Genomic DNA, 16,750 nt, shown 5'->3' with positions numbered 1-16,750 from the left:
CGTCAACCTTTCATAACATTGACGTCTTCCACCGCGATGGAACCGCGATTACGGAAGAAAACAACGAGAATTGCCAGACCGATAGCCGCTTCTGCAGCTGCAACAGTCAGAACGAAGAGTGCGAAAACCTGCCCGACCATATCGCCGAGCACTGAAGAAAACGCCACAAAATTGAGATTGACCGAGAGGAGGATCAACTCGACAGACATCAGGATAACGATGACGTTCTTGCGGTTTAAGAAGATACCGAAAACGCCAAGTGTAAACAGGATGGCTGAAACGGTCAGATAATGAGAAATACCGATTTCCATATTCTTATCCTCAGATGCCCTTGCCCGTTTCGACCTTCTTGATCTCGATCGCCGTTTCAGGCGTACGAGCAACCTGATCAGGGATCGACTGGCGCTTTACATTTGGCTTGTGCCGCAGCGTCAGAACGATCGCACCGATCATGGCAACGAGAAGGACCAATCCGGCAATCTGGAAGTTGAAAACGTAGTCGGTGTAAAGAATGTCACCGAGGGCTGCAGTGTTGGTGCGTTCTGCGAGATCCGGGATCGGAACTGAGCCCTGCCCCAGCTTAGGCGTGAACATCGAGCCTGCAAACACAACGATCAGCTCGCCCAGCAGAATGAGACCGACCAGAGCTCCAACCGGCGCATATTGCAGCGCACCACGCTTCAATTCGGAGAAATCGACATCCAACATCATGACGACGAAGAGGAAGAGAACCGCCACAGCACCGACATAAACGACGAGCAGGATCATGGCGAGGAACTCGGCCCCCGTCAGCAAAAACAGCGCCGCTGCATTGAAGAAAGCAAGGATGAGAAACAGCACCGAATGCACGGGGTTGCGCGCCGCAATCACCATGAACGCGCTGGCGATCATGATAAAGGCGAACAGATAGAAGAACGCTGCCGCAATACCTGTCAGCATGGGGATCCCCCAACACCTTTCCGTGGACAAAGCCTGATTGCTTTATCCGCTTTAGTCTTTGTTTGCCGCGAATAATCGCGAAACCTAAATTCCAGCAACAAGATGGGCCGCCCCTTCTTGTTGCTGCTTTTCAAACCGGATGCCGAAACCGCGTTTCAGCAAAACCAATCAGCGATATGGCGCATCCATCGCAATGTTGCGCGCAATTTCGCGTTCCCAGCGATCGCCATTGGCAAGGAGCTTGTCCTTGTCATAGTAAAGCTCTTCGCGGGTTTCGGTCGCAAACTCAAAGTTCGGACCTTCAACGATTGCATCCACCGGACAGGCTTCCTGACAGAAGCCGCAATAGATGCACTTCACCATATCGATGTCGTAGCGCACCGTACGGCGCGTACCGTCATTGCGGCGTGGACCCGCCTCAATGGTAATAGCCTGCGCCGGGCAGATCGCTTCGCAAAGCTTACAAGCAATGCAGCGTTCTTCGCCGTTTGGATAACGGCGCAGCGCGTGCTCACCACGAAAACGTGGAGAAACCGGACCCTTTTCATGCGGATAGTTCAGTGTCGCCTTTGGCGCGAAGAACTGACGCATGGAGAGGAAGAAAGCACCGACGAATTCCTTGAGAAGGAGGGATTTCGCGGCTTGTGCGAAAGAAGCCATTTTTCTTTCTCCTTACACCAGATCGAAGACTTTGATGACGGTCGCGGTCAGAACAACCATTCCGAGCGAAATCGGCAGGAACACTTTCCAACCCAGACGCATCAGCTGGTCATAGCGGTAACGCGGTACGAAAGCCTTCACCATGGCGAACATGAAGAAGCAGAAGCAGAGCTTGAGCATGAACCAGATGATGCCTGGAACCCAGTTGAGGAACCATACATCAACCGGAGGCAGCCAGCCGCCAAGGAAGAGCGTGGTCATCAGGGCGCACATCAGCGTGATCGCCACATACTCGCCCAAGAAGAACAGAAGGAACGGTGTGGACGAATATTCGATCATATGACCGGCCACGAGTTCCGATTCAGCTTCGACAAGGTCGAATGGCGGACGGTTCGTTTCAGCGAGTGCCGAGATGAAGAAGATCACGAACATCGGGAACAGAACCAGCCAGTTCCAGTCGAGGAACGAAGCAGGCAGTCCGAGCGATGTACCGATACCCGTATTCTGCGACAGTACGATATCTGTCAGGTTAAGCGAGCCAACCGTCAGAAGAACCGTAACGATCACAAAACCGATCGACACTTCATAAGAGACCATCTGTGCTGCCGAACGAAGTGCACCAAGAAATGGATACTTCGAGTTCGAGGCCCAGCCGCCCATGATAACGCCATAAACTTCAAGTGAAGAAATAGCGAAGATATAAAGCAAACCGACATTGATGTTGGCGATTGCCCAACCTTCGTTGACCGGAATGACTGCCCAGGTTGCCATTGCCAGCACTGCGGAAATGAAAGGTGCGAGAAGAAACACACCCTTATTCGCGCCCGATGGAATGATCGGTTCTTTGAAGACGAACTTCAAAAGATCGGCAAAAGCCTGAAACAGACCCCATGGGCCAACGACGTTCGGTCCACGGCGAAGCTGCACGGCTGCCCAGATCTTACGATCCGCATAAAGCAGGTAAGCCACGACGATCAGCAATACGACAAGCAGAACGACCGACTTCAGCGCTATGATCAGCGCGGGCAAGACGTAAGCTGCAAAAATTCCGTCCATTATTCCGTCTCTCTCTCGCTTACTCAGCTGCCTGTTGGAAGCTGCCGGCCGCAAGCGCCGAGCACTCGGCCATGACAGCGGAAGCACGCGCGATTGGGTTCGTCAGGTAGAAATCCTTGACCGGGGAGACGAACGCAGCGCCGCCGCCCAGGTTGGTTGCCTTTGCGGCCAGCGCGACGATGTCGTCGGCAGAAATAGGCATAATAGTATCGATCGCCATCATATGCGGGAAGTCTGCATAGAGCTTGGCACGAAGCTGTGCGAGCGAGTCGAATGGCAGGCGCTTGCCGAGCGTGTCGGAAAGAGCGCGCAGGATTGCCCAGTCTTCCTTCGCTTCGCCCGGAGCGAAGCCAGCACGATTGCCGAGCTGTACGCGACCTTCGGTGTTGAGCCATGTACCCGACTTTTCGGTATAGGCTGCACCCGGCAGGATCACGTCAGCTGCATGTGCACCGGCATCGCCATGCGTACCGATATAGACGACAAAGCTCGAACCCTTGCTGGTCATGTCGAGTTCGTCTGCGCCGAGCAGGAACACGACATCAAGATTGCCGAGCATATCGCCTGCAGCCTTGCCACCCTCACCCGGAACAACGCCGAGATCAAGAGCGCCGACGCGGGAAGCAGCAGTGTGAAGAACTGAGAAACCGTTCCACTCACCGTTGATCGCACCAACGTCCTGAGCAAGCTTTGCAGCGGATGCGAGAACTGCTGCACCATTTTCACCGGTCAATGCACCCTGACCAACGATGATCAGCGGACGTTCAGCCTTTGCCAGCACGTCGCGGAATGCATTTTTGCCGGAAGCAACGGCTGCGAGCGTGCCTGCACCTGCACCAAGATACTCGTAATTGTAACGCAGTTCAGCCTGTTCACCGATCAGAGCAATCGGGAAATGCCCCATGCGCTGACGCTTGCGAATACGAGCGTTCAGAACAGCTGCTTCAACACGTGGGTTGGAGCCGATGATCAGAAGAGCGTCAGCATTTTCAATGCCTTCGATCGTTGTGTTAAAGAGATAGCTTGCACGACCCAGAGCCGGATCAAGCGCTGCGCCATCCTGACGGCTATCGATATTGGCTGAACCAAGCGATGCGATCAGGCTCTTCAGAGCATAGAGTTCTTCGACCGAAGCCAAATCGCCAGCAACAGCACCGATCTTGTCAGCGGAGGTAGCGGAAACCTTGGCAGCGATCGCTGCAAAAGCTTCAGGCCATGATGCTGCAACCAGACGGCCATCCTTGCGAACATATGGGCGATCAAGGCGCTGGGTGCGCAGACCATCCCAGATGAAGCGGGTCTTGTCGGAAATCCACTCTTCATTCACCGCTTCATTGACGCGCGGCATAATACGCATCACTTCACGGCCACGGGTGTCAACACGGATGTTCGAACCCACTGCATCCATCACGTCGATGGTTTCAGTCTTGTTCAATTCCCACGGACGAGCCTGGAACTCATAAGGACGCGAGGTCAGAGCACCAACCGGGCAAAGGTCGATGACATTGCCCTGCAGTTCCGAAGTCATAGCGCGTTCAAGATAGGTAGTAATTTCAGCATCTTCACCGCGACCGATCAGGCCGAGCTCGGAAATGCCAGCCACTTCGGTCGTGAAACGGACGCAGCGCGTGCAGTGAATGCAGCGCGTCATCACGGTTTTGACCAGTGGGCCGATATACTTGTTCTCAACAGCACGCTTGTTTTCGCGATAGCGTGAGCCATCGGTACCAAACGCCATTGCCTGATCCTGCAGATCGCACTCACCGGCCTGATCGCAAATCGGACAATCAAGCGGGTGGTTGATGAGCAGGAATTCCATCACGCCTTCGCGGGCCTTTTTGACCATCGGCGTGTTGGTGAAAATTTCAGGTGCTTCGCCATTCGGACCGGGACGCAGATCGCGCACGCCCATAGCGCAGGATGCTGCCGGCTTTGGCGGCCCACCCTTCACTTCAACAAGGCACATGCGGCAATTTCCGGCGATGGAAAGCCGTTCGTGGAAACAAAAACGCGGGACTTCAGCCCCCGCGGCTTCGGCAGCCTGAAGGAGCGTATAGTGATCGGGTACTTCGATCTCTGTGCCGTCAACCTTAATATTTGCCATCGCTTATCCAAACCTGCGGCTCTTGCCGCATCTTCCAGATGTCAAACTCTATTGCAGCCCATGGGAAGTGGGCCGCCCTACACAATGCGTCAGCCTTATTCAGCCGCTTCGAGGCGGATGTTGCGGCTCTGAACGGCGTTGCGCGTATAATCGTCAATGCGCTTTTCAATTTCCGGACGGAAATTGCGGATCAGGCCCTGAATAGGCCATGCAGCAGCATCACCAAGCGCACAGATCGTGTGCCCTTCAATCTGCTTGGTCACGTCGAACAGCATGTCGATTTCGCGCTTCTGTGCGTTACCCTTGACCATGCGTTCCATCACGCGCCACATCCAGCCTGTGCCTTCGCGGCAAGGCGTGCACTGGCCGCAGCTCTCATGCTTAAAGAACGCTGCCAGACGGGCTATTGCCTTGATGATGTCGGTGGACTTGTCCATGACGATCAGGCCGCCGGTGCCGAACGACGATTTCTTGTCGCGCATTCCGTCAAAGTCCATGATGGCATCCATCATGTCTTCGCCCTTGATGACCGGGCACGATGCACCGCCGGGAATAACCGCAAGCAGATTGTCCCAGCCGCCGCGAATGCCGCCGCCATGCTTTTCGATCAGATCGCGGAACGGAATGCCGAGGCCTTCTTCGATGACGCAAGGCGTATTCACGTGGCCCGAAATCTGGAACAGCTTGGTGCCGACATTGTTCGGGCGTCCGATGGACGAGAACCATGCCGCACCGCGACGAAGGATCGTCGGCGCAACAGCAATCGATTCCACGTTGTTCACGGTCGTCGGGCAGCCATAAAGGCCCATATTCGCGGGGAACGGAGGCTTGAGACGCGGCTGGCCCTTCTTGCCTTCAAGGCTTTCGAGCAGAGCCGTTTCTTCACCGCAGATATAAGCACCGGCGCCATGGGAGACAAAAATGTCCATATCCCAGCCGCACTTGTTGTTCTTGCCGAGAAGACCGGCATCATAGCACTCGTCGATAGCGGCCTGCAGCGCTTCACGCTCACGCATGAACTCGCCGCGAATATAAATATAAGCAGTATGCGCGCCCATCGCACAACCGGCGATCAGGCAGCCTTCAATCAGCGTGTGCGGATCGTGGCGCAGGATTTCGCGGTCCTTGCAGGTGCCCGGCTCGGATTCGTCAGCGTTGACGACCAGATAATGCGGACGACCGTCATTCTGCTTAGGCATGAACGACCACTTAAGACCTGTCGGGAAGCCAGCACCGCCACGGCCACGCAGGCCCGATGCCTTCATCTCGTCGATGATCCAGTCACGGCCCTTCTCGATCAGACCCTTGGTGTTGTCCCAATGGCCGCGCGCCATGGCACCCTTCAGAGACTGATCCTTGAAGCCGTAAATATTGGTGAAGATGCGATCTTTATCAGCCAGCATGTCTCACCTGTTTCCGTTCGTGTTTGCCAATATCGAAGTCATCATACCGGCTTCTTTCCGAATACCTTGATGTATTCCTCGACGCCGCCCTTGGCCAAAGCCTTGGCCTGCTTCACCCACTCTTCACGCTCAATGCGACCGTGGAAGCTCAGATAACCATCAACCCATTCGCGCTCGGCCTTCTTCCAGGAAGAGACCTGCTTGAAGGTGAAAACGCCCAGCTCGTGCAGGGTTTCCTCAATCTTCGGGCCGACGCCGGAAATAAGCTTCAGATCGTCAACAGCTTCCGGACGCGCAATCGCTTCCGGGCGGTTCTTGTCGTCAAGCTTGAAATCCTGCTTGCTGTCAACTGAAGCGGCCTTTTCGGCAGCCTTCGACACCTTGACGTCCGAAGGCGTCTTGAGCGCTGGATCGGTTTCAGGCGCATTGGTCACTGGCTTCGCAGCATTCGACGGAGCGACGTTCTTCGCTTCCTCGGCAGCTTTTGCAGCAGCTTCCGCCTTTGCCTTCTCTTCGGCTTCGGCCTTCGCCTTGGCAGTAGCCGCATCAGATGCCTTGCGGGTCTCAAGACCGACTTTCTTGTAGTCGAGATCTTCGGTCAGAGCGGTCAGGCCATTGATAGGTTCCGACGTCACACGCCCATCCTGTGGGCCCGGCTTGACGGTGTCGCCCTTGCCAGCTTCAAAAGCGTCAATGATTTCGGCAAGACGTTCCGGCGTCAAATCTTCATAGGCGTCCTTGAAGATCATGACCATCGGTGCATTGGCGCAGGCGCCCTGGCATTCCACTTCTTCCCACGACAACGTTCCCTCAGCATTGAGCGCGAACGGGTCATGGTTAATCTTGTGACGGCATACATCCATCAGCGCTTCCGAACCACGAAGCATGCATGGCGTGGTGCCGCAAACCTGAATGTGAGCGCGCGTGCCAACCGGCTTCAGCTGGAACTGCGTATAGAAAGTGGCCACTTCCAGAACGCGGATCAGCGGCATGTCGAGCATGTTTGCTACATGTTCAATGGCTGCTTTCGTAACCCACCCATCCTGCTCCTGCGCACGCATGAGCAACGGAATGACAGCCGACTGCTGGCGGCCATCGGGGAATTTTGCGATCGTCTTGTGCGCCCAGTTCTGATTTTCCGCATTAAAAGCGAAACCAGCCGGCTGGACGGCATCATCTGCGAGACGGCGAACGGACATCAGCGGTCAACCTCACCAAACACGATATCGAGCGAGCCAAGAATTGCCGACACGTCAGCCAACATGTGACCGCGACACAGGAAATCCATGGCCTGAAGATGGGCAAAGCCCGGAGCGCGCAGCTTGCAGCGGTAAGGCTTATTGGTGCCATCCGATACGAGGAAGACGCCAAATTCACCCTTTGGTGCTTCGACAGCTGCGTAAACTTCACCGGCAGGCACATGATAGCCTTCCGTATAAAGTTTAAAGTGATGGATGAGCGCTTCCATCGAGCGCTTCATCTCGCCGCGCTTTGGCGGCACGATCTTGTTATCGGTATTGGAAACAGGACCGACGCGTTCCTTGCCGAGCAGAAGATCAACGCACTGGCGCATGATGCGAGCCGACTGGCGCATTTCTTCCATACGGATCAGGTAACGGTCATAGCAGTCGCCGTTCTTGCCGATTGGAATATCGAATTCCATTTCGTTGTAGCATTCATAAGGCTGCGACTTGCGCAGATCCCATGCCGCACCTGAACCACGAACCATGACGCCCGAAAAGCCCCATGCCCACGCATCATCGAGCGAGACAACGCCAATATCGACGTTACGTTGCTTGAAAATACGGTTCGGCGTGATGAGATCATCCAGATTGCTGAGCGTCGTCGAGAGAAATGGATCAATCCATTTGCCAATATCTTCGATAAGCTGATCTGGCAGATCCTGATGAACACCACCCGGACGGAAATAGGCTGCATGCATACGTGCGCCGCAAGCGCGCTCGTAGAACACCATCAGCTTTTCACGTTCCTCAAAGCCCCAGAGCGGCGGCGTCAGCGCACCAACGTCCATGGCCTGCGTGGTCACGTTCAGAATATGGTTCAGAATACGACCAATTTCCGAGAAAAGAACACGGATCAGCTGACCACGTTTCGGCACTGTAATGCCAAGCAGACGCTCGACAGCGATCGCATAGGCGTGTTCCTGATTCATCGGCGCCACGTAGTCGAGGCGGTCGAGATAAGGCAAGGCCTGAAGATAGGTCTTCGTTTCCATCAGCTTCTCGGTGCCGCGATGCAGCAGACCGATATGCGGATCGACGCGTTCCACGACCTCGCCGTCAAGTTCAAGAACAAGACGCAAAACGCCGTGCGCAGCAGGATGCTGCGGGCCGAAGTTAATATTAAAGTTGCGGACCTGAGTCTCAGCCATGTTCAGCTTCCTGTTTGGCTGCTATCGCCGCCAAGAATTCCGCGCCGGTCATCCGGTGGGTCTTGTTGGCGAAATCATAATTTGCAGGCTTGTTATCGATGAAGATTTCTTCAGCAAAATGAAACTGCTCCGGCTCGGCAAATGCCTGCATGGAAACGACGGTCATTCCATCATGCACGCCACGCCAGAACAGCGATGAGCCGCACTTCGAGCAGAAACGACGCTCACCCCACTCTGAAGAACTGTAGGATGCGAGTGCCGCCTCGTTTTCAATTTCGACTGAAATGCCACAATTGACAGCCATGAACGCGCCACCCGACCAGCGACGGCACATGCTGCAATGGCAAACGTCCATTTCCATCTTTACGGGAACAGCGGTGAACTTCACCTCCCCACAAAGACATTGGCCGTTCAATCTTTCGACAGAGCCCATCATCTCACCTTAATTCGTCTTTGCCTTCTCGTCGCCGGGCAGGACGTAGTCAGTCCCTTCCCACGGCGAGAGGAAGTCGAAATTGCGGAATTCCTGTCGCAGAACGACAGGCTCATAAATGACGCGCTTTGCTTCATCGCTATAGCGAACTTCAACGAAACCAGTCGTTGGGAAGTCCTTACGCAGCGGATGACCTTCAAAACCATAATCGGTCAGAATGCGACGCAGATCAGGGTGGCCGGAGAACAGGATGCCATACATGTCATAGGCTTCACGCTCGAACCATTCAGCACCGACGAAAACCGACACTGCAGAAGGAACCAGTGTATCCTCATCAGCCTGAACCTTCACGCGAATTCGCAGGTTCTGGCGAGGTGAAAGGAACTGATAAACAACGTCAAAACGCTTGGCGCGCTGTGGATAATCAACGCCGGAAATATCCGTCAGATTCACGAACTGGCACTGCACGTCATCGCGCAGGAACGTGATAACGCTGATCAAGCTCGCAACTGGGACGCCAAGCGTCAGCTCACCATAAGCCAGCTTCGCCTCTTCGATCGCATCACCGAGACGTTCCTTGATATAGCCGGAAAGTTCACCAAGAGCTTCTTCGCTCATATCTCTAACTTCCTTTTTTAGAACCCTATCCATCCTTGGGAAAACAGAACGAATTCTAACAAACCCTCTTGCACAATTCAGACCTTAAAGGCCCGATTAGCGCTCGATCGTACCGGTACGGCGGATCTTCTTCTGAAGCATCAGAATGCCATAAAGCAGGGCTTCCGCAGTTGGCGGGCAGCCTGGAACATAAATATCGACTGGAACCACACGATCGCAGCCACGCACTACAGAATAAGAGTAGTGGTAATAGCCGCCGCCATTGGCGCAAGAACCCATCGAAATGACGTAACGAGGCTCAGGCATCTGGTCATAGACCTTACGCAAAGCCGGAGCCATCTTGTTGGTCAGCGTACCCGCAACGATCATCACGTCGGACTGGCGCGGAGATGCGCGCGGCGCGATACCGAAGCGCTCGGCATCATAACGCGGCATGGAAATATGCATCATTTCCACAGCGCAACATGCAAGACCAAAGGTCATCCACATCAGCGAGCCGGTACGCGCCCAGGTGATCAGAGCGTCAGCAGAGGTGACGATGAAGCCCTTGTCGGACAGTTCGCTGTTCAGGTCATTGAAGAATGCGTCATCAGACCCAATTGGCTTGCCCGTGCGCGGGTCAAGAATACCCTTTGGCTGCGGAGCAATGAGCGTCGAGCCCGACGCCTGATTTGTGCCGGTCAATCCCATTCCAGCGCTCCCTTCTTCCATTCATAGATGAATCCGATGGTCAAAACACCAAGGAAAAGCATCATCGACAGGAAACCAAACCAACCGATCGCACCAAAGGACACAGCCCACGGGAACAGGAAGGCGACTTCGAGATCGAAGATAATGAAGAGAATCGACACCAGATAAAAACGGATGTCGAATTTCATGCGAGCGTCATCAAAGGCATTGAAGCCGCACTCGTAAGCTGAAAGCTTTTCCGGGTCGGGCTGTCGGAACGCGACTAGAAACGGCGCAACCAGAAGGGCTACACCGATTACCATTGCGATGCCGAGAAAGATGACAATCGGCAAATAGGAACTTAAAAGCTCGTTCATGATCCTTATCCGGCTTGAATACGAGGCTGCGCCGCCTGTCATAAGCTTTTTGGAGCCTACCACCATGCGACACATTGCATCTCTTGCGACCTCGTCGCCTCAAGCAGCTTCAAAAGGCATGCCGTGCGAACTTAAGTATTTGGCGGGACGGTTAGCGCAGCATGCACGCGAGCGCAAGCCCTCCAACGCGAACAGGCGGGTATAGTCCGGTCAAGATGCTGAATAAGAGGCAACATCAAGCCCATATATGCCACCCAAACCCCATATAGCACGAAAACATCATAATTTCGTGAGGAAAAGGCAAACAGCGATCTTTCGCCTTTATCCACCCGATAGAATCAATCGGTTTAAATTGCCGGGCTTTTTCTTGTGACCTATTCAGATGGATCTCAACGCGTTCTAAAAATGCACGACGCGCAGAGATGGCAGATATAATGCAACCCTTAGCGGACAAACTTTACGAGCCGGATTCCATATGAGGCACATGCCTCAACGGTATTTCGGACTCACTTTATATATATGGTCGAAATCGAGCCCAAACGTGAGAGACGCGACTGCACGCCGCCTCGCCGAACAGAACATTCTCTGTGTTCAGAAAATTATCACTGCCCTGATTGCGATTTGCGGAAAGATTTGGCGCATGTAAGCCAATGAGCAAGATTGCTTGCCTTCAATTAACTGAGTGCACCTCTAAAATTCCCAAGGATCACACACTGCGACATCGGTTCGGCTTACAGAATCGATGACTTCAAAAATTTACGCGCCTGAAAGGGCTGAAATTTCAGCCTTGGGCAAAAGACAGGATTCGCAAGGAGAGAGCGTTGGGCACATATCTGCTTGCCAGCGGTGACGTTCTGGTCATTTTGGCCGGAATTCTCTCAGTGGCTTACCTCTCGTGGAAGAAAAAGGCAAAATAGCCTCAGCTTTCAACGCGGAATCACATCGCTCTCTACCTAGCGAATCCCAATTTTCGAAGCAAACTTGCCAAACGCAAAAACCACTGAATCAAAACAATGATTGCAGCGATCAATTTCGAATATTTAATAAAAAGAGAAAAAGAGAAAAAGAGAAAAAGAACGCGAGGTGCGCCATTTTCATCAGGATTTCTGTTTGATTTCCTGAATGAAAATGGCGCGAGTGACGGGGCTCGAACCCGCGACCTCCGGCGTGACAGGCCGGCACTCTAACCAACTGAGCTACACCCGCGCATTTCATTTTCAGCCGTTTGGCTGGGTAGTCACCGGCGTTTCCGTTCGGTGTGAGCGGTCGTTTAAGGGGTTCTCTCACCAGTGTCAAGCGAGTGGTTTGAAGAAAAAAGAAGAATTTTGTTTTTATTCAAAAAGCCACGCTTTTATAGGCTTCCGAATTTGACCTGTATTATCCACAACGAAGCGCCCCTCACCCGAAGGCATTCAAAAATCACATGAATCGGAATCACGATTCAGGTCAGTGACCATGAATCATACAATTCCCAGTGCTCTATTTGGAATGACTCTGCTCGTTATAATTGATGAGGCCTGTGGATTTTAGCCGGGAAAATAAAAAGAATGCATTTTTGTAATTTTGCGCTTGCACTCTTCGAACGAATTGCCTAAACGGCTTTCACAGCGGCTGACAAGTCAGTCGGGCGATTAGCTCAGTTGGTAGAGCGCTTCGTTTACACCGAAGATGTCGGGAGTTCGAGTCTCTCATCGCCCACCATATTTTCCAATTACTTAGATCGAAAATATGAAGTTCCCTTGAGGTTCAAAGAACCTTGGGACTGCCTGGACAATCCCTCGCTCAGTCCTACCTCCATTCAAAACGGAGGACACCATGAACGGCCCAAAGCACGAGGGCAAGTAATCATGCGAACGACCTTGCTATCGAAGCCGGCCCGTTCAGTTCAGCATGTCCTCAGAATATCAACGAGACTCAGAAATTCGCAATATATTGACTATGGGCGCAAAACAACGAACGACCCAATATGTGGGCATCGGCGGAATTCCCCCTACAGAAGCTGGAACTGCTGTGTAAATTCTACTGCTGAACTCCGTTAAAATTGGGGGGATTATAGCCTATCTCGCTCAATATCTTTTTCCAGAGGTCTACAAGTTTTCGACCGGTTGCAATGTCCGGATCAAAACTCTGATGTACCGCTATGCCGCGCAGCACCGACAATATGAGATGAAGTTTTAAGGTGTCCGCTTCGTTGTCGGGTTCAAAACCCACCAACTTCGATACGCGCAAATCACGTATATCAACCCATCGCTTCATTTCATCGCGTAACCTCTGCCCCAATTCGTTATCCAACCGCGCTGCAAGCATCAATTCAATGGCTGCAATGTATCGCGGGTCGGCGAAGATATTGAGCCACAGCGTTTCAGTTAGTTCAGCGAGTGAATAACGTGTCTCATCCGGGTTTGCTGCAACAGGATGAACTATCTCCCAATCCTCATGAAGCTGGTGAAGCGCCGCAACGAGCAAATCATTGCGCGAAGGAAACTGGTGTGTCAGCGCGCCACGCGAAACTTTTGCCTTTTGCGCGATCATAGCTGTCGAAATAAGCCCGTGGCCAACTTCAGCGAGCGCTTCAAGTGTTGCCTGGCAAACTCTCGACCGGGTGGATGACGAGCGTTCCGCTTGCGTTTTTCTACGCAAGTGCGCCGAATTTTGAGCCCTGATCGGTTTAGCGGAGCTGTTCATTAGGTGAGGTCTCTACAGATGACAACGGATTAAATAACTGCCTCAATATTAAGCGAACTGCATCGAGAATCAACACATGCGGCCACCCACCCCTTTCTAAATATAAATTAAAACAGTGGCATACACTGGCTTTCAACAAAAAAACAAGCTAACCTGTTTTTATGTAGACAAACCCCAAACCTCGTGCAAGGATGCGACTAATATACTTGTTGTATACAAGCGTCGAAACTGGCGCATTATGGGGAATGAACAATGACGAGTTTTGTGTTTTTCGGTGGCCAGGTTCTTGATGTTGACCACGGCGTACTCAAGTCGGGACTTGAGGTGCTGGTCGAGGGAGACCGCATTGTTGCTGTCAGTGACCAGCCGATCGATGCTCCAGATGCGCAGAGAATTGATCTTGCCGGCCGCACATTGATGCCAGGCCTCGTCGATGCACATGTTCACGTGGCAGCCACGCTCGTCGATCTCGCTGAGAATGCAGCTCTGCCAACTTCCCTGATCGCTCTGCGCAGCGCCAAGATTATGCGCGACATGCTTATGCGTGGTTTTACAACTCTGCGCGATTTGGCAGGCGCTGATCTTGGCTTGAAACTTGCTGTCGATGAAGGAGCAGTTGAAGCCCCTCGTCTGGTTATCTGCGGTAAGGCCTTGAGTCAGACGGTCGGCCATGGCGATTACCGGAAGCGCTACGACAATCGTCCCTTGCACGAATCGCGACTTGGAAGTCTGGGACGCATTGCCGATGGCGTTGATGAAGTTCGCCGCGCTTCTCGCGAAGAAATCAAGAATGGTGCGCAGTTCATCAAAATCATGGCCAATGGCGGTGTCGCCTCTCCCAATGATCCCATTCACGTGCTGCAATATTCGCGCGAAGAAATTTGCGCCATCGTGGAAGAAGCCGAGAATTATGGGCTTTACGTTGCAGCTCACACATATTCAGACGCCTCCATTCGCCGTGCAGTTGAATGCGGTGTCAAATCTCTTGAACATTGCAATCTCATAACACCTGAAACAGCAAAGCTCGCCGCTGAGGCTGGAGCAATTGCCTGTCCAACACTGGTTGCTTATGAGGGCTTGGCCCTGGAAGGTGCAAACTTCGGGTTAGGTGCGGATTCCCAAGCCAAGATTGATACGGTGCGTCGTGGCGGGTTGGAGTCGCTGGCAATTATGCGTGATGCCGGTCTTCCAATGGCATTCGGATCAGATCTTCTCGGGCAACTTCACAAGTATCAATCGATGGAATTTTCATTGCGCGCAAGCGTTTTGACCAATCGCGAAGTGTTGCATTCAGCAACAAGGGTTTCGGCAAAGCTCTGCGGCATGGAAGACGAAATTGGGGTGATTATGCCCGGTGCCTTTGCCGACCTTCTGATTGTGGATGGCAACCCGCTGGAAGATATCACCACATTGGAACGTCACGACGAGTGTTTGACTGCCATCATGAAGGGCGGCGTCTTTCATAAAAACACCCTGGCGGAGTAAGTCGATGGTCCGAGGCAAATCTCTTACAGAGCGCCTGGGACGATTGGGAGCAGCGACAATGATTGCATTCAGCCTTGTGCTGATGCTTCTGCCCCTGGTGCTGGTTTTCTGGCTGTCTGTGATCTCGAATGAGATACTGTCTTTGCCAGTCGAAGGCTACTCACTTCACTGGTTCTCGGAAGCCTTTCGCCAACCTCAGTTTCTGAGTGGTTTCCTGCTTTCTATAGCTGTCGCAAGCTTTGCGATGCTGGCCGGTCTTCTGGTTTCCGTTCCTGCGGCTATGGTGATTGTGCGGCAGAGTTTTCGTGGTCGCAGTGCTTTGATCCAGCTTTTGATGTCACCTCTTACGGTGCCAGCAATCGTTATTGGTGCCGCGCTGTACGTGACGGCTGTTGAAATTGAAATTGCGTCTGGCGCACCGATTGTCGGTTCAACCGGTGTCTTTGTGGCAGGGCATGTTTTGCTGACAATTCCTTGGTGTATCCGCTTACTTCTTGCTTCGCTTGAAGGCGTGAACATGTCTGTCGAAGAGGCTGCAGCATCACTTGGAGCCAAGCCAGCGACAGTTGTTTGGTTGGTAACGCTACCGCTTATCAAGCCGGGGATTTTCGCAGCCGCTGTATTCTCCTTCGTCGTCAGTTTCGGCAATCTGGAGGTCTCTATATTCCTTTCTGGTCCCGGTCAGGTGACGCTTCCAGTTGCAATGATGCAGTATCTGGAATGGAAAATTGATCCGACAATCGCCGCCGTTTCTGTCCTGCAGGTGCTCTTTGTGGCGCTTATGCTGATGATTTCCAATCGCTTTGTAAATATTTCGAGGATGGTCTGATGGCTGACGTTCAAATTCAGGGACTGACCAAAACCTACGGGGCTTTCAAGGCCGTGTCCGATATGACGCTTGAGGTTCATGAGGGCGAATTCCTTATCTTTTTGGGGCCATCAGGCTGTGGGAAGACGACAACTTTGCGCATGCTGGCTGGTTTTATTGAACCAGATGCCGGAACCATGCGTCTGGGAAGCCGGGAAATCACCTACGAGCCGCCGCATCGACGCAATATTGGTCTGGTGTTTCAGAATTATGCGCTTTTCCCGCATCTGAGCATTTTCGAGAATGTTGCCTTTGGTCTGCGCCGCCGAAAGGTGGCGGAACCCGAACTGAAAAGTCGTGTGCAGCATGCTCTGGAACTTGTGGATCTTGCGCATTTGATGGACCGCTTACCAAAGCAGCTATCCGGCGGTCAGCAACAGCGTGTCGCGATTGCTCGCGCTATCGCAATCCGGCCCGACATGCTGCTCCTTGATGAACCATTGTCCAATCTGGATGCACGCTTGCGTCTGCAAGTGCGTGACGAGCTTCGTAGCCTGCAAAAGTCACTTGGTATCACGACAATTATGGTCACCCACGATCAGGAAGAGGCCATGTCGGTCGGCGACCGGTTGGTGCTGATGCGTTCCGGAGTGATTGAACAGATCGGCAATGCGGAACAATTGTACAAGCAGCCCGCAAACCGCTTTGTTGCTGATTTTATTGGTCGTGCAAATTTTCTAACCGGAAAAGCAACTGGAAATGGGAGTTTTACGACCGATGGAGGTGTGCAGTTTCATGCCGCTCAGAGTTCCAACGTGGCAACCGAGGTACTTATCCGACCAGAAGCACTACGTTTGAGCAAAGCGCCCTTACCTTCCGCTCAGAACAATCAGACAGCAATTATCAAAAAGCATGTGTTCCTGGGTGGCATGGTCGAAATTGATCTCGTGCTTGCCGACGGCCAGCATCTGACAGCCGTTGCTTCGCCACGCGAACTCAATGAGGCCGGCATCAACCTTAATCCTGATACCTCGATAACAATTAGCATCGCGCCGGAGGACGTCGTGTTGCTTTAGCCACTCATTCCCGAACGAGGCGGCAGACCTCCGGGAACAGTCAAT

Annotated in this window: 16 protein-coding genes and 2 tRNA genes; 4 read left to right on the top strand and 14 right to left on the bottom strand. The window is 53.0% G+C overall.

What is annotated here, in order from left to right:
• Positions 1 to 2: 2 nt before the first annotated feature.
• From nuoK to C9380_RS05180, 13 genes are all read right to left on the bottom strand, one after another.
• Positions 3 to 311: an NADH-quinone oxidoreductase subunit NuoK gene (nuoK, locus tag C9380_RS05240; protein ID WP_007874552.1), complete on the bottom strand. Its 309-nt coding sequence runs from the start codon at positions 309 to 311 to the stop codon at positions 3 to 5.
• 10 nt (positions 312 to 321) lie between these two features.
• Positions 322 to 939 carry an NADH-quinone oxidoreductase subunit J gene (locus C9380_RS05235; RefSeq protein WP_024897483.1) on the bottom strand — a complete coding sequence of 206 codons (618 nt, stop codon included), beginning with the start codon at positions 937 to 939 and terminating at the stop codon, positions 322 to 324.
• Positions 940 to 1,107: 168 nt separating this feature from the next.
• Complete coding sequence (nuoI, locus tag C9380_RS05230) at positions 1,108 to 1,599, bottom strand: NADH-quinone oxidoreductase subunit NuoI (RefSeq protein ID WP_007874549.1); 492 nt, start codon at positions 1,597 to 1,599, stop codon at positions 1,108 to 1,110.
• A 12-nt stretch (positions 1,600 to 1,611) separates the two neighbouring features.
• Entirely contained in the window at positions 1,612 to 2,655 is a 1,044-nt protein-coding gene (nuoH, locus tag C9380_RS05225; protein ID WP_024897482.1) for an NADH-quinone oxidoreductase subunit NuoH, read from the bottom strand.
• 19 nt (positions 2,656 to 2,674) lie between these two features.
• Positions 2,675 to 4,759, bottom strand: a complete 2,085-nt coding sequence (gene nuoG / locus C9380_RS05220; RefSeq protein ID WP_128093156.1) for an NADH-quinone oxidoreductase subunit NuoG — start codon at positions 4,757 to 4,759, stop codon at positions 2,675 to 2,677.
• A 95-nt stretch (positions 4,760 to 4,854) separates the two neighbouring features.
• Positions 4,855 to 6,162, bottom strand: a complete 1,308-nt coding sequence (nuoF, locus tag C9380_RS05215; protein ID WP_024897480.1) for an NADH-quinone oxidoreductase subunit NuoF — start codon at positions 6,160 to 6,162, stop codon at positions 4,855 to 4,857.
• 41 nt (positions 6,163 to 6,203) lie between these two features.
• Positions 6,204 to 7,361 (bottom strand): NADH-quinone oxidoreductase subunit E, encoded by a 1,158-nt coding sequence (locus C9380_RS05210; protein WP_024897479.1) that lies wholly within the window; start codon positions 7,359 to 7,361, stop codon positions 6,204 to 6,206.
• On the bottom strand, positions 7,361 to 8,554 hold the full coding sequence (locus C9380_RS05205) for an NADH-quinone oxidoreductase subunit D (RefSeq protein ID WP_024897478.1): 1,194 nt from the start codon (positions 8,552 to 8,554) through the stop codon (positions 7,361 to 7,363). Before C9380_RS05205 ends, C9380_RS05210 begins: the two co-directional genes overlap by 1 nt.
• Positions 8,547 to 8,987, bottom strand: a complete 441-nt coding sequence (locus C9380_RS05200; RefSeq protein WP_128093637.1) for a GFA family protein — start codon at positions 8,985 to 8,987, stop codon at positions 8,547 to 8,549. The genes C9380_RS05205 and C9380_RS05200 overlap by 8 nt, the downstream gene beginning before the upstream one ends.
• 9 nt (positions 8,988 to 8,996) lie before the next feature.
• Positions 8,997 to 9,605 carry an NADH-quinone oxidoreductase subunit C gene (locus C9380_RS05195; RefSeq protein WP_128093155.1) on the bottom strand — a complete coding sequence of 203 codons (609 nt, stop codon included), beginning with the start codon at positions 9,603 to 9,605 and terminating at the stop codon, positions 8,997 to 8,999.
• A gap of 96 nt (positions 9,606 to 9,701) precedes the next feature.
• Positions 9,702 to 10,295: a NuoB/complex I 20 kDa subunit family protein gene (locus C9380_RS05190; protein ID WP_100559201.1), complete on the bottom strand. Its 594-nt coding sequence runs from the start codon at positions 10,293 to 10,295 to the stop codon at positions 9,702 to 9,704.
• Entirely contained in the window at positions 10,286 to 10,651 is a 366-nt protein-coding gene (locus C9380_RS05185) for an NADH-quinone oxidoreductase subunit A (protein ID WP_128093154.1), read from the bottom strand. The genes C9380_RS05190 and C9380_RS05185 overlap by 10 nt, the downstream gene beginning before the upstream one ends.
• Before the next feature lie 1,129 nt (positions 10,652 to 11,780).
• Positions 11,781 to 11,857 (bottom strand) — tRNA-Asp (locus C9380_RS05180).
• Between the two features lie 419 nt (positions 11,858 to 12,276).
• Between C9380_RS05180 and C9380_RS05175 the strand changes: the two genes are divergently transcribed.
• Positions 12,277 to 12,352 (top strand) — tRNA-Val (locus C9380_RS05175).
• Positions 12,353 to 12,670: 318 nt separating this feature from the next.
• Here the strand turns inward: C9380_RS05175 and C9380_RS05170 are convergent.
• Positions 12,671 to 13,336: a TetR/AcrR family transcriptional regulator gene (locus C9380_RS05170; RefSeq protein ID WP_128093153.1), complete on the bottom strand. Its 666-nt coding sequence runs from the start codon at positions 13,334 to 13,336 to the stop codon at positions 12,671 to 12,673.
• A 252-nt stretch (positions 13,337 to 13,588) separates the two neighbouring features.
• Between C9380_RS05170 and C9380_RS05165 the strand changes: the two genes are divergently transcribed.
• From C9380_RS05165 to C9380_RS05155, 3 genes are read left to right on the top strand one after another with little or no spacing between them, the layout of a single operon-like run.
• Positions 13,589 to 14,821, top strand: a complete 1,233-nt coding sequence (locus tag C9380_RS05165) for a metal-dependent hydrolase family protein (protein WP_111787596.1) — start codon at positions 13,589 to 13,591, stop codon at positions 14,819 to 14,821.
• A 58-nt stretch (positions 14,822 to 14,879) separates the two neighbouring features.
• Positions 14,880 to 15,650, top strand: coding sequence for an ABC transporter permease (locus tag C9380_RS05160; RefSeq protein ID WP_051514755.1), 771 nt, complete (start codon positions 14,880 to 14,882; stop codon positions 15,648 to 15,650).
• Positions 15,650 to 16,705, top strand: a complete 1,056-nt coding sequence (locus tag C9380_RS05155) for an ABC transporter ATP-binding protein (RefSeq protein ID WP_024897471.1) — start codon at positions 15,650 to 15,652, stop codon at positions 16,703 to 16,705. The genes C9380_RS05160 and C9380_RS05155 overlap by 1 nt, the downstream gene beginning before the upstream one ends.
• Positions 16,706 to 16,750 lie beyond the last annotated feature (45 nt).

The organism is Brucella pituitosa (assembly GCF_003049685.1).
GTDB lineage: Bacteria > Pseudomonadota > Alphaproteobacteria > Rhizobiales > Rhizobiaceae > Brucella > Brucella pituitosa.
The sequence above is the reverse complement of the archived record's forward strand: the minus strand, read 5'-3'. Positions and strand labels throughout refer to the sequence as shown.

Coding starts and splice junctions, on each gene's coding strand:
- nuoG (WP_128093156.1), bottom strand. CDS start 4,759: ATGGCAAATATTAAGGTTGACGGCACAGAGATCGAAGTACCCGATCAC.
- C9380_RS05165 (WP_111787596.1), top strand. CDS start 13,589: ATGACGAGTTTTGTGTTTTTCGGTGGCCAGGTTCTTGATGTTGACCAC.
- nuoF (WP_024897480.1), bottom strand. CDS start 6,162: ATGCTGGCTGATAAAGATCGCATCTTCACCAATATTTACGGCTTCAAG.
- C9380_RS05195 (WP_128093155.1), bottom strand. CDS start 9,605: ATGAGCGAAGAAGCTCTTGGTGAACTTTCCGGCTATATCAAGGAACGT.
- nuoI (WP_007874549.1), bottom strand. CDS start 1,599: ATGGCTTCTTTCGCACAAGCCGCGAAATCCCTCCTTCTCAAGGAATTC.
- C9380_RS05205 (WP_024897478.1), bottom strand. CDS start 8,554: ATGGCTGAGACTCAGGTCCGCAACTTTAATATTAACTTCGGCCCGCAG.
- C9380_RS05155 (WP_024897471.1), top strand. CDS start 15,650: ATGGCTGACGTTCAAATTCAGGGACTGACCAAAACCTACGGGGCTTTC.
- C9380_RS05235 (WP_024897483.1), bottom strand. CDS start 939: ATGCTGACAGGTATTGCGGCAGCGTTCTTCTATCTGTTCGCCTTTATC.
- C9380_RS05170 (WP_128093153.1), bottom strand. CDS start 13,336: ATGAACAGCTCCGCTAAACCGATCAGGGCTCAAAATTCGGCGCACTTG.
- C9380_RS05200 (WP_128093637.1), bottom strand. CDS start 8,987: ATGGGCTCTGTCGAAAGATTGAACGGCCAATGTCTTTGTGGGGAGGTG.
- C9380_RS05210 (WP_024897479.1), bottom strand. CDS start 7,361: ATGTCCGTTCGCCGTCTCGCAGATGATGCCGTCCAGCCGGCTGGTTTC.
- nuoK (WP_007874552.1), bottom strand. CDS start 311: ATGGAAATCGGTATTTCTCATTATCTGACCGTTTCAGCCATCCTGTTT.
- nuoH (WP_024897482.1), bottom strand. CDS start 2,655: ATGGACGGAATTTTTGCAGCTTACGTCTTGCCCGCGCTGATCATAGCG.
- C9380_RS05185 (WP_128093154.1), bottom strand. CDS start 10,651: ATGAACGAGCTTTTAAGTTCCTATTTGCCGATTGTCATCTTTCTCGGC.
- C9380_RS05190 (WP_100559201.1), bottom strand. CDS start 10,295: ATGGGATTGACCGGCACAAATCAGGCGTCGGGCTCGACGCTCATTGCT.
- C9380_RS05160 (WP_051514755.1), top strand. CDS start 14,880: ATGATTGCATTCAGCCTTGTGCTGATGCTTCTGCCCCTGGTGCTGGTT.